At 64.0% G+C, this 11,440-nt stretch carries 10 protein-coding genes; 9 read left to right on the forward strand and 1 reads right to left on the reverse strand.

Annotated elements, in window-relative coordinates:
* Positions 1 to 23 precede the first annotated feature (23 nt).
* The 3 genes from E1261_RS00505 to E1261_RS00515 all read left to right on the forward strand — a co-directional run bounded on the left by E1261_RS00505 (position 24) and on the right by E1261_RS00515 (position 3,039).
* Complete coding sequence (locus tag E1261_RS00505; protein ID WP_238175924.1) at positions 24 to 1,976, forward strand: DEAD/DEAH box helicase; 1,953 nt, start codon at positions 24 to 26, stop codon at positions 1,974 to 1,976.
* A gap of 94 nt (positions 1,977 to 2,070) precedes the next feature.
* Positions 2,071 to 2,628, forward strand: coding sequence for a DUF7694 domain-containing protein (locus E1261_RS00510; protein WP_238175925.1), 558 nt, complete (start codon positions 2,071 to 2,073; stop codon positions 2,626 to 2,628).
* A gap of 48 nt (positions 2,629 to 2,676) precedes the next feature.
* Positions 2,677 to 3,039 (forward strand): hypothetical protein, encoded by a 363-nt coding sequence (locus E1261_RS00515; protein WP_132399947.1) that lies wholly within the window; start codon positions 2,677 to 2,679, stop codon positions 3,037 to 3,039.
* A gap of 28 nt (positions 3,040 to 3,067) precedes the next feature.
* Here the strand turns inward: E1261_RS00515 and E1261_RS00520 are convergent, their stop codons facing one another.
* On the reverse strand, positions 3,068 to 3,844 hold the full coding sequence (locus E1261_RS00520) for a GntR family transcriptional regulator (RefSeq protein ID WP_132399950.1): 777 nt from the start codon (positions 3,842 to 3,844) through the stop codon (positions 3,068 to 3,070).
* An 879-nt stretch (positions 3,845 to 4,723) separates the two neighbouring features.
* On the opposite strand from E1261_RS00520, the gene E1261_RS00525 reads away from it, so the two are divergent.
* The 6 genes from E1261_RS00525 (at position 4,724) to E1261_RS00550 (ending at position 11,413) form a co-directional block, all read left to right on the forward strand.
* Positions 4,724 to 5,347 (forward strand): hypothetical protein, encoded by a 624-nt coding sequence (locus E1261_RS00525; protein WP_238175926.1) that lies wholly within the window; start codon positions 4,724 to 4,726, stop codon positions 5,345 to 5,347.
* A gap of 400 nt (positions 5,348 to 5,747) precedes the next feature.
* Complete coding sequence (locus E1261_RS00530; RefSeq protein WP_020385285.1) at positions 5,748 to 5,942, forward strand: hypothetical protein; 195 nt, start codon at positions 5,748 to 5,750, stop codon at positions 5,940 to 5,942.
* A gap of 435 nt (positions 5,943 to 6,377) precedes the next feature.
* Positions 6,378 to 7,304 carry a hypothetical protein gene (locus E1261_RS00535; protein WP_132399953.1) on the forward strand — a complete coding sequence of 309 codons (927 nt, stop codon included), beginning with the start codon at positions 6,378 to 6,380 and terminating at the stop codon, positions 7,302 to 7,304.
* Positions 7,305 to 7,408: 104 nt separating this feature from the next.
* Positions 7,409 to 8,404 carry a hypothetical protein gene (locus E1261_RS00540; RefSeq protein WP_132399956.1) on the forward strand — a complete coding sequence of 332 codons (996 nt, stop codon included), beginning with the start codon at positions 7,409 to 7,411 and terminating at the stop codon, positions 8,402 to 8,404.
* 36 nt (positions 8,405 to 8,440) lie between these two features.
* Entirely contained in the window at positions 8,441 to 9,673 is a 1,233-nt protein-coding gene (locus tag E1261_RS00545; RefSeq protein ID WP_132399959.1) for an AAA family ATPase, read from the forward strand.
* Between the two features lie 45 nt (positions 9,674 to 9,718).
* Positions 9,719 to 11,413 carry a vWA domain-containing protein gene (locus E1261_RS00550; RefSeq protein ID WP_132399962.1) on the forward strand — a complete coding sequence of 565 codons (1,695 nt, stop codon included), beginning with the start codon at positions 9,719 to 9,721 and terminating at the stop codon, positions 11,411 to 11,413.
* Positions 11,414 to 11,440 lie beyond the last annotated feature (27 nt).

Below are 11,440 nucleotides of genomic sequence, written 5' to 3' on the forward strand. Positions count from 1 at the left end.
CCCCGCCCTCGGCCCCTCGCCTCATGCCGCATCAGCAACACACCATCGACTTCATCGTCGACCACCCGTTCGCCGGTATCTGGGTAGACGTCGGCGGCGGTAAGACGCTCTCCGTCCTCAGCGCCCTGCAACGCATTCGGCCCATCGGCCACATCCTCGTGATCGCCCCCATCGCGGTTGCCCGCTCCACCTGGATCGACGAGATCGAAGACCGAGGCTTCAACATCCGCACCCGGTCATTGATCGTCGACGAACGCGACCGGAAACTCTCGCGCGAGCGACGCGTCCAACGGTTCCGGCAGGTGTTGTCCGACCCGCCGACCATGTACTTCATCAATGCGGATCTGCTCACCCAGCCGTCCCAGCAAACCAAGGTGATCACACCGGTAGTGAGCAAGAAGGCAGACCCGGTCATGTCTGCGGAGGCGGCCCAGATCCTGCAGTTGGTGCGAACCCGAAGGATGCTCAACTACGACGAACTCGTCACCGAATACCGCGACCTGGCGGCCACAGATCCCGGCCGCTCGACCCCTGCCAAGTCCAAGATTCACACCTGGGTGCAGGAGCTACGCAACGCTTCCCTGGTCACATCGGCGTCGTGCGCCTGCCGCACCTGCTCCGGAGCCGGCTGCCCCGAATGCAGGTTCGGCCTGGTCGACCAGATGCCGATCCAAGACCTGAACGGTCAAAAGACCCTCATCTGGCCGTTCCAGACCATCATCATCGACGAGAGCCACGCATTCAGATCCCACTCCTCAAACCGATTCAACGCACTCAAGGCCGTGCGCCCAGCAGTCACCCGGCTGATCGAGCTCACCGCCACGCCAGCGCCGAACGGCCTCGAGGGCCTGTGGAGCCAGGCCTACCTCCTCGACCAAGGCAGGGCTCTGGGGACCGACATCGACGCGTACCGCCAACGCTGGTTCACCCCGACGGTCATCCCGGACTCCAAAGCGCCCCCGAAATGGAAGCCCAAGCCGGGCGCCGAGCAGGAAATCCAGCAGGCCATCGCACACCTCGTGATGAGCGCACAGAACACGTCAATCAAGCTGCCGCCACTCATCGTGGAGGACGTCCACGTCCGCCTACCTCCCGACCTGATGACTGCCTACCGGGAGTTCAAGCGCGACCTCATCGTCCAGATCGTCAGCCAAGCGGCGCTGCAGAAAGCCGAGCTCGCCTACGCCGACTGGCTGCGAAACTCCGCCGAGCCCGAAGCCCAAACCATCCGCACACACCTGGCGACACTGACCGGCGACCTACGCGACGCCTACACGACGTTGCGCCAAGCAACGATCGGCAAGTTCCTCCACCAACCCGACGAGCACCTCGTCCGCACAGTCGTCGCCGACAACCGCGCCGTGCTGATCAGCAAGCTCATGCAGTTCGCCTCAGGCACCCTCTACACCTCCGATCCTGACGACCCGAGCACCAAAGGCCAGTACGAGATCATCCACGACGAGAAGATCCAGAAAACCTCGCACCTGATCCGCCAGAACGCCGGAGAACCCGCGCTGGTCGCCTATCACTTCAAGTCGGACAAGGAACAGCTGCACACCCGTCTGAACAAGACAGGCATCCCTACCGAGGTATTCGACGGCTCGCGCACGATGATCCGCCGCTGGAACGCCAAGGACATCCCGGCGATGCTGATCCACCCGGCTTCGGCCGGCGCCGGCCTGAACCTCCAGCGCGGCGGCTCCACGCTGATCTGGTACACGCTGCCGTTCCTGCTCGACTACTACCAGCAGACCATCGGCAGGCTGTACCGCCCCGGGCAGACCAAGCCCGTGAAGGTCTACCGGATCATCACCGCCGGCACGCAAGACGAGCGCATGCCTGGGGTCTTGTCCACCAAACGGCAGATCCAGGACAGGCTCCTCCGATACGTCGACGTCGACAAGGCTCTACTCGCCGCACTCGACGACGAGATCCGAAGTGACCTCAACGACCTCTGGTCCACCCTGCGGCTCTGAGGCTCAGCCCGTGTGCCGCAACCGCCAGGGTCGGCTCTGCCCAGCCGGCGGAGCCGACCCGGGCGAACAGCGCAACCGACAGGAGATCACGACGATGCCCAAGACCAGAAAATCAGGCAACCCGGCTAAAGCAGCCGGAGGCCGGCAGCGATGGACCCGATTCGTCCAGCACGAGAACACCACCACCGGCGAGCAGGTCTGGCAGAACAGCCGCTACATGGTGCTGGTCGCCACCCGCAACGACCGAACCGTTCGATGGGGAGGACTCGAAGGTACCCATGATGCCCACCTGTCATTCCGCCGCCGCGACAGACAGCCCGAACCGATCACCTGGCGAGACATACAACGGATCAAGTCCGAGTTGTGTGGATCAGAAGCCGAAGCCATCGAGTGTTTCCCTGCCGAGTCACGACTGATCGACGGCAGCAACCAACGTCACCTATGGGTCTGGCGGGCAGGCAATCTGAACAGTCCACAGTTGGGCTGGTACAACGGCCGAGCTGTGGTGGGCGAGGTGCTGTCCGAGGCTGACGCTGCCACGGTTGCGCCGCTGGTCACCGTGCACGGAGGCAAGCTGTCCAACGCCCGGCAGAACCCGTTCGAAGACGGCGCCGACGCCAACTTGAACCAGCAAGGTGTGATCTGGCCATGACGCTCCAGAGGACTCGATACGCATCGGCACACGAAGTGAGGCACAGCAATGCGTGACTTTACGGCCAGCAAAGCCGAGGAGAACTCCGAGCCTGATCAATCGGGTTCGCAGTTGGGCCCTGCCGATCGAGGCTTCCGATTCAACGGGCTGAGCACCGATGATGACACTGCGATGACTGTTGCTCTCAAAAACTCGATCGCCGGCACGCTCGCCCTGTCGGGCATCAGCGGCATCAGCTTCGCTGAGCCCCAGGAAATTACCGATGCCCGCGCCCGGATCCAAGGCCGCGAGAGCACCTTCAGGCACGTCACTGACGGCACGCCCACCGGCTGTCTGTGTGGTTACACGCCCCAGAAGCCCCCTGCACGCGGGGCACCCGATTGCCCAGCCTGCGAGCTGCTCGATTGCTAGTACACGCTCCTCGCGACGGAGCTTGCGGCTAGCCGCCGAGCCTCGGTCGATAGTGGAGCTGAGCATCCTCCGCGCTGCGCCGGGTTTCCTGGATCAGGATCGGCTGACCGTTGTGGGTGGCGATCCGGCGCGTGACCAGCATGGGGAATCCCTCGGGGATACCCAGTGAACGAGCGTCGCCTGGCGCCGGAGGACGGGCATGGATGTAGTCGTTGAGATCCAGCTTCATCCCCGCGGCCTTGGCCGCTTTGTAGGTCTGCCGGGCAGAAATATATTGCCGCCGGGCCAGTCCAGGTAGTGATTTGGCAACGACTGTGGGCAAGTAGCTGCGGACGAAGATTCGTGTCCCAGCGTCATTTTCGAGGATCCGGTCTGAGGCGTAGAACGCCGTGCCTTGAGGGACGCCGAGGGCAAGCGCCAACGGCGCATCGGCACTGGTCTGGTACTTGGACGGGGGCTCGATGTCGTGCCACTCGCCACCGGCGGACTCGGAGTCGACATAGTTACCGTCTCCGTCAACGGTGATCGTGCGCGGGTGTGTATGACTTGGCCAATCGCCCGACCTTCGCACGAACGCCCGTTGGCCCTTGATGGTCTGCACGAGCCCTTCACTGCGGAGTTGGGCAATCGCCCGCCGCACCGTTACCAGCGACACCTCATGGACCCTGGCCAACTCGCCTTCGGATGGCAGTACGGACGCCGGAGCAAGGCGGCCGGACGAGATCTGGGCTCGCAAGTCGTTGGCGACCTTCTCGGTCAGACTTACCCGCCCATCTGTGCTCTCCGTTGCGCCTTTGGTACTCACTGCTACTCCCTCTTCTCATGTTCAGGAGTCCTTGATCTCGGGATCCAGGTTCTCTCGGTCTCTAATGGCTCTAATAGTTCTATTACACAGATCCTCTTCTTGCAATAGGGTGTTGCAAGAACCTATTGCAATACGTCAAGGCCGCCGGTTAGGCTTCGCGTGTCGATTCAGCAGCCGGTCGAGGGAGGGATCAGAGATGAAGTCACGACTCCGTGGAAGGTGGATACCCCGTGGCTTGGCGGTAGCCGGTCGGTGTCGCGGACCCTGTTCCACTGACGCGACGCGTACCGCCGCGAGATCGTGCAAGCGGTGATGTCTGCATGGTCAGCGCCTTCGACTGGAGGCACGTCGAGCTCATGCGCCTGATCGTCGGCCGCCCGCGATGCGAATGCACGTGCAGGTGCGAGTGCTAACGCCTGTGCAGGTGCGCTTAGGGGTTTTGACAGGTCGGTGTAGGGATGTTGCAGGTTCGTGCAATCGAGACCGATGGTTCTTGATTTGGGACGATGCCGAGGGCAATGATGGTCGGTCTGTTGAGCGGGCCTGGAGGTTGGTTGCCGAGGGCATCTAAAGCTCCGGAGCGCGCTCTCCACGTAGCGCCAGTCATCCGAGGCTGTGGCCACCTTCGGTGGCCGAGGATCGTCAGCACATCGAACAAGCTCGACGGGGGTCGGGAAGCGATGTTCAAGCAGTGTCAACGTAGTTATCCACAGATCCACATTCTTCCTCCGCGACAGGTAGCCGGAGTGGATAGTCTTCTGTTGCTGGTTCAGCGGCCAGTCGGGGGAGCAAGGAGTGGGGTCGAAACTGCTACTAGACGGGAGGTGATTGCCGTGCGAAACGGCAGTTGTCAGCGTGTGGCCCGGACCAGACAGTCTGATGACGGGTTCAACCAACGGAGCCAGGCCATCGGTCATCAAGGAGCTGACATCGGGTTTCACCGCACTTCGCGACCGTGCGCGTGAAGGGGGCACGCCGATGAGCAATCTGCAGCCTGAGGCACCCAGCCCGGGTGAATTTCAGGGTTACAACAGGGCCCGCTGCCTTATGTGGTGCCATGAGGCCCGGGTCCGGGTGTTCGAGCGTCTCGACAAGGAGACGGCTTTCATCAGAGACACCTCGGTCGAGGCCGTCCACGTCGACAACACCAAGCTGGCCGATCGGGTCTTCCTGACGGCATTCGACGATGAAGGCCGCGTTGTCAGCGGCGACACCCTTTACAACGACGAGCCCGATCAGCGCCTGGAGGTCGCGTCGGAGTTCGACCACGACTTCACTCACATGGAAGTCCCACCCGGGTCGGACCTTGAGAAGGTTGTTGCCCGCGAGGACGGCTGGGTCGTCAACATGGAAGTGGTGCGGGAATACGACGTCGTCGACGATCGCCGGAAGACGCAGCGTGCCGTGGTACTCGCGCATCTGCCTGACCTGATGAAACGGGGCGAGGCTCGCGGCTTCCTGCTCGGCCAGGACGAGCCCGACGAGGAGGCTGATGCGGAGTGAGAGAGCCGTTGCTGCCGTTCACCTGCCGACCCAGAAGTCCCGCCCGGATGCATTGAGCCCGGCGGGTCTCCTACATTTGGGCGGCTCGGGCGCCGTGCGGCGTCTACGGCGACGATCAGCGCAGCTGATCCGGAAGGGGCAGAGCAAAGGGTGACCGCAGCAGCACGAGGATGCTGTCGACAACGTCCGGATGAATGTGGACGGTTGCAGCGGACCGACTGACGTCGGTCTCGGGTGCGATGTGGTGCGGCGTCGGAGCCGGCCGAGTGGTCCACGCCCGCAAGCTTGCGGCGGCATGCCGGATTGCTCCTCCATCAACCGCTGCCATCACGCCGGACAGTCGTCCGATGCGCGGGTGTCGATGCCACTCACCTCGTGAATGCCGGACGAAGGAACAGCGATGGACGAGCGGTGTATCGGGCCTGGCTTCTGGGAGATCGACGGGTTCCGTGTCGAGCGCCGAGCCAGGCTCTGGGGCGTGTACCTATCACCCAACACTGAGCCGGTGTTCGAGCATCGCACGCTCAAGTGGTGCCGGCAGTTCGTCGCGGACGGTATGGCGCATGACGCACTGACCGACAGACGTCGGCGATAGCCCTCCCCGGAACCCGCGTGTCGACACCTTGTTGACATGACTCTTGCCATGGGCACCGAGCTCGTCGGCCGCAGCGGGAAGCCAGCAGTGAAGACTGCCGCCTAGATCAAGCCCAGGCTCCGAGTGCTGCCAGCCGGGGCCGGCGCACTGACTGCGGCTCCTGATTACCGAGCTGCATGTACCTGCCCGAGACCTGAAGGACGTCGACCATCGGCGTCGGACCTACCTCTCCCCAGGTCCCCACTTGCCGTTGGCATTCTCCAACGCTGCTGGACGCCAAGCCGGTTGGGTTCGCCTGAGCCGGGAGGCGGTCCAGTTCCCCGATAGCGCCAGGTCACCCGATCTGAGCCGAGATCGACGCGGCAGTAGCTGAGCTCCGACGTGCTCCCTGTTTTAAGACCCAGACCAGCGAATCCACCTAGAAGGAGCGCCATCATGGCCAACTATTCAATCTCTGCCGCCCAGCTCAGCGAGGGGGAAATCGTCCTCATCCGCGGCAAGCTCGGCTTCTCCCGCCTGACCCGACTCATCGACGGCGCCCAGCTCGAGGCATCTGACGCGCGCAAGGTCCAGAGCGGCGGGATCGCTGTTGGGAAGCCTCACACCTCGGCGACCATCACCCATGCCGAGGTGATCTGCAAGGATGCGGACAATCCCACGGTGGAGGAGCGTTACGTCGCCGAGCGACGCTTCGCGTCTGCCAAGCACCCGGATACCGGTGCGAACTACTCGATCGACAGCAAGGGCAGCCTGCCGGGCATTGCAGTCCCCGGTGATGGCGGCAAGGTGGTTCCGGACGACTCCGGCAGGGAACTGGCCCAGGGCCTCGACGTGACTCTGGTGCTGCGCGTCTTCAAGCCGAAGGGGTACGCCAACCGCGGGCTGTCGCTCGATACGGTGATTGTCAACGAGCCTGTTCGTTACTACGTGGGCAACACCAACGCTGCCGAGCTCGCCGCTCGTGGCATCGTCTTCGCCGCGCCGCCGCAGAGTGTGCAGGCGGCCGCGGCTCCCGGGTCTGAGCAGCACGGGGCTGTGGCCACGGTCGTCGACGACGGAACCGGCACCGTGATCGACGAGAACGGCTTCGCGCTGCCTGGCCCATCGGCCCATCAGCCGCAGCAGGCCGCACCGGCCACCGCGGCGGCGCCCAACTCGGTGCCCGCTTCGCAGGCAACCGCGCCGGCGGCGCAGCAGGAAGAGACTCTCGAGGCCAAGCTCGCGCGGCTGGAGGCGGAGAACTCGGCGCTCAAGGACGCCGGATCCGCCATCGGCACTCCGTTCGCACTGACCGCTCCGGCAAGCCCGTGGAGTGACGACTCCCCGGCAGGCGAGACCGCGGGGATCACCTATCAGGGCTGAATCCCCGACGACCGACATGGCCCCTGCACCGAACATTCCTGCAGGGGCCATGTCATGCCCGCTCGCTTCGTCGACACCACTGCCGTCCTTCAGGAAAGACCTCGATGACGCTTGACGATCCCCGCATCAGGTTCGCCGACTTCTATGCCAACCCGGCGGTCCGCGCGCTTGCGGGCGCTGCCCGGTGGACGATCTCCGGCAGCCTCGGCGATGACCCTGACGATCCGACGACCACACGTAAAGCACCCATCGACCTGCGCGCGCTGCTCGACCGCAACTGGCTGCGAGGTGCCTGGACGCTCGACGAGCAGTGTCTCGTGGTGCTCGACGAGCTCACCGACAGGCTCCCGGCGGCTACCAACACCGCCTTCTACCTGCGTGCGCTCACCGACGGCCTCATGGTGATCGACATCGAGCCAGATTGCCCGCCGGAGGTCGCCGCCCAGCTGCTCGCACTACCTGCCGTCCTGTACCGCGAGCAGTCGATGTCCGGGCTGGGTTTCCACGTCGTGACTGCGCTGCCGGACAACTTCCATGCGTTTCCTGTCGCCGCCGGCAAACGGGTGCTCCGCGAGGAGCACGGCTGGTACGAGATCTTGCTCGACCATTGGGTGACGTTCACCCGCAGTCCGCCTGCACCCGATGTCCTGGCCCGTGCCACGGCGGGGCCGGCAGGGCAGTTCTCCACGGTCGAAGACCTGTACGCCTTCCTGGCCCAGAATGCGCGAATCCCTTCGGCGTCCGCAGCCGACGTCGACACCGGCGTCGAGGCCCCGGACATTCCGGGTGGAGCACAGATCGTCAGACAGACGGTTGCCGGCGCACGCCGCAGGTTCAAGACTCTCGACGACTTCGACGGCGACCACTCGCGTCACGAATTTTCAGTTCTCGGCACGCTCCACCACCAGCTGCTCAATCACCTGGTCGAGCACATGTCCGTCGGCCGGAGCTTCTCCAGCAGCGACCGGGCCTGGCTGCTGTTCCAGGCAGCTCAGCAAGTGATTCCACCGCGCGCGAAGCACAGCGAGCGCCGCAACGGGCGCCCGTTCCTGCTCGACCGCGCCGCGGCGATGATCGCGCAGCCGACGTCCGACTCCTGACCTCCCTGTCAGCCCACCACAGAAAGCATCCTCACCATGCGCTTCAACGACACGCTGTCCGAGGTCATCCAACTGGACCTCGAGATGAATATTGTTCCCGCCCTGATGGGCGAGCCCGGCATCGGCAAGTCCTCCTGGGTCGAGGCGCTGGCCTACTCGATGAACACAAGGGCCTTCGTGCTGCCGTGCAACCAGCTCGCTGACAAGGCAGACCTCACGGGTGCGCGTCTCGTGCCGACCAACGGTGGGTCCTACAAGCAGGTCTTCTACCCCCACCACGTCATCCAGGACTGCATCGACTATGCCGAGGCGAACCCGCGCGAGTGGCCGATCCTGTTCCTCGACGAGATCAACCGAACCACCGCCGACGTTACGTCCGGCGCGCTGACCTTGGTCACGCTGCGCTGCATGGGACACGTCGAACTGCCCAAGAACGTCCGCATCATCGTGGCCGGCAACGACAAGGGCAACGTCACCACGCTCGACGAGGCCAGCCTGTCCCGCTTCTCGATCTACCGGGTCGAACCCGAGGCCGCGACGCTCATGAACATCCTCGGTGACGACCTCAACCCGTGGGTGAGGAAGGTCCTGACGCAGTATCCGGCACTCGTCTTCCAGAAGGCCGTGTCGGGCATCGCCGCAACTGACGGACCCGACGATGACGACGATGCCACCACTTCGTCATTCGCCGAGCTGTTCGACTCCGGCGAGGAGATGAACCAGCTAACCACGCCGCGAACGATCGACAGCCTGTCGCGCTGGCTGAACAAGGCCAGCCGTGACCAGTTGTCGCGCTACCTGGCCACGCCGACAACGATCGGAGACCGTGAGACCTACGTCCTGAACGAGGTGATCGAATCGCACGTGGGCAACACGGCGTTCGCTCTGCAGGTCGTCGCGGTCATCGCCGAAGACCTCGCCAGCGGGGCCGGCCAGGCGGTGTCCAACCAGGTCGTCGTCCCGAAGCCGAACTGCTACGCAGAGCTCAAAGCCGCACAGTCCGTGACGGACCTGTCGGCGCTGATCGCGGACCTGACCGACTCTGACAAGTCCGGTTCGCTGCTCTACGCGCTCAGGGATCACGAGGACAACACCCGGCTGATCGAACAGCTCGCCCAGGCGACGAACCAGATCGAGACGGCTCATATGCGGACCCTGTTCGAGATGCTCTCTGCTGCCCAGGCAGATACCCAGAACGTCGAGGCCTTCCTCAACAGTGGGACACCGGTGGCCGAAAGGGTCAAGCCGATGATCTCGGCGTTCCTGTGATCGAGGCCTGCTCACCGGATACCCCGAAAGGAGGGGCCAGTCATCATGACAATCACCGTTTCCAACCAGAAGCCGGCCGTGCTCGACCCAGTCCACACGATCTCGTGCAAGGGTGACTACGATCCACTGCCCGTCCTCGGATCTGTCGTCGTGGACCCGCTGCGAACGCCACTCAACCCCGGCGCCCCGGCGAGCATCACGGATGCGCACGGCAACGACATCGGGCCGGATATCGAGCAACTGCTCATGTCCTGCCTTGCCGAGACCGTGCAGCCGGCGGCTGAGCAGACCATGAAGGAGATCCTTGGTCAGACCCTGGTCAGCTACGACCAGGGGACGACCCTGCCGGTGGGCGAACTGTTCGCTGCCCAGGCAGGGCGGGCACACAAGCTACCTGCTCCCAGCCGGACGGTCATCTACACCGCGCACCAAGACGTGATTCCCGCCGCCAAGGCGCTCTTGTCAGGATCCGGCGACAGCAACGAGTTCTTTGCGGCCCTCGCCTACGCCTATCACCCGGACACGCTCGGATTCTGGTTCCAGTCTGCAGCCGCATTCGACGACTTCAAGGCCTGGCTCACCGTTCAGACCCAGGCCATGAGCGCCGCGCTGCCAGTTCAGACGGTCCGGCTGCTCGGCGACTTCGCCGCGCTGCCGCTCAAAGGCCTGACCGAGTCGCTTCAGCTGCGCGTCGACGATGCCGACGGCAACGACGAATTCTCGTTCGCGCGGGTCATCGTGCACATGCTGATGCTCTACGTCGAGCAGCAGCGTGCGGGTGCAACGCTCCAGCAGGGAGCGGCAACAGGCTGCACAGCCGGTGTCTTGCCCTTCACCATCGGAGAGCTGTTTTGCCCGCGGTCGCTCGTGCTGGTGAACGTTGAAGTGCACGCCCGGGCACGTGCCAACAAGATCACCGCCGAGTGGATGATCATCAACCAGGCCCTCGCTGCGCCGGTGAAGGTCGTCTCAAATCAAGCGTTGTCGAAGCTCACGACCCTGCAGCGCGCGACAGCCCGGGCCAAGGTTCTGGCCGGCGCACAGCAGACTGGCTGGCCGACAGGCCGGGCCGCCCGGGTGATGTTCCGTAAACAGCCGCCCTCGAAGGTCGACCTGTTCGCAGCGCTCACCCGGGTGCTGAAACGGATGGGCAAGGTCAATCGGTCACAGAACATCTTCCGCAGGTCGAAGACCACATTTCTGAAGGCGAACCGCCGTGATCCCGACGACTTCAACAAGGCCGGCCGGATCACCAGCGTGAGCTATATGCCCGACCTCCACCTCTATGTCGACACCTCCGGGTCGATCAGTGAGGCGAACTATCAGGAGGCGGTGCTGATGCTCATCAGGATCGCGAAGAAGCTCAACGTCAATCTGTACTTCAACTCGTTCAGCAGCGTGCTCTCGCAGGAGACGTTGCTGAAGGTGGAGAACAAGTCCGTCACCCACATCTGGCGGGAGTTCCGCAGGGTCCCGAAAGTCAACGGTGGAACCGACTACCTCCAGATCTGGCGCTACATCAACGCCAGCGCGGTCCGCAAGCGCCGGCTGAGTCTGGTCATCACCGACTTCGAGTGGACTCCACCCTCGACCCGTGAGGACCACCCAGCCAACCTCTACTACGCGCCGTGCGGAGCCATGGACTGGGACTCCATGGTCAGCAACGCGAAGCAGTTCACGAGGGCCATGCAGCACATCGACGCGGCCACCGCGCAACGACTGCTGGGAATGATCGCCTGAGCCTTCGCTCCCCAACGACGGTGCTGC

The organism is Kribbella albertanoniae (genome assembly GCF_004348455.1).
GTDB lineage: Bacteria > Actinomycetota > Actinomycetes > Propionibacteriales > Kribbellaceae > Kribbella > Kribbella albertanoniae.

Excerpts from the sequence above, each read along its gene's own strand:
- E1261_RS00505 (WP_238175924.1), top strand. The coding sequence starts at position 24 with ATGCCGCATCAGCAACACACCATCGACTTCATCGTCGACCACCCGTTC.
- E1261_RS00510 (WP_238175925.1), top strand. The coding sequence starts at position 2,071 with ATGCCCAAGACCAGAAAATCAGGCAACCCGGCTAAAGCAGCCGGAGGC.
- E1261_RS00515 (WP_132399947.1), top strand. The coding sequence starts at position 2,677 with ATGCGTGACTTTACGGCCAGCAAAGCCGAGGAGAACTCCGAGCCTGAT.
- E1261_RS00525 (WP_238175926.1), top strand. The coding sequence starts at position 4,724 with ATGACGGGTTCAACCAACGGAGCCAGGCCATCGGTCATCAAGGAGCTG.
- E1261_RS00530 (WP_020385285.1), top strand. The coding sequence starts at position 5,748 with ATGGACGAGCGGTGTATCGGGCCTGGCTTCTGGGAGATCGACGGGTTC.
- E1261_RS00535 (WP_132399953.1), top strand. The coding sequence starts at position 6,378 with ATGGCCAACTATTCAATCTCTGCCGCCCAGCTCAGCGAGGGGGAAATC.
- E1261_RS00540 (WP_132399956.1), top strand. The coding sequence starts at position 7,409 with ATGACGCTTGACGATCCCCGCATCAGGTTCGCCGACTTCTATGCCAAC.
- E1261_RS00545 (WP_132399959.1), top strand. The coding sequence starts at position 8,441 with ATGCGCTTCAACGACACGCTGTCCGAGGTCATCCAACTGGACCTCGAG.
- E1261_RS00550 (WP_132399962.1), top strand. The coding sequence starts at position 9,719 with ATGACAATCACCGTTTCCAACCAGAAGCCGGCCGTGCTCGACCCAGTC.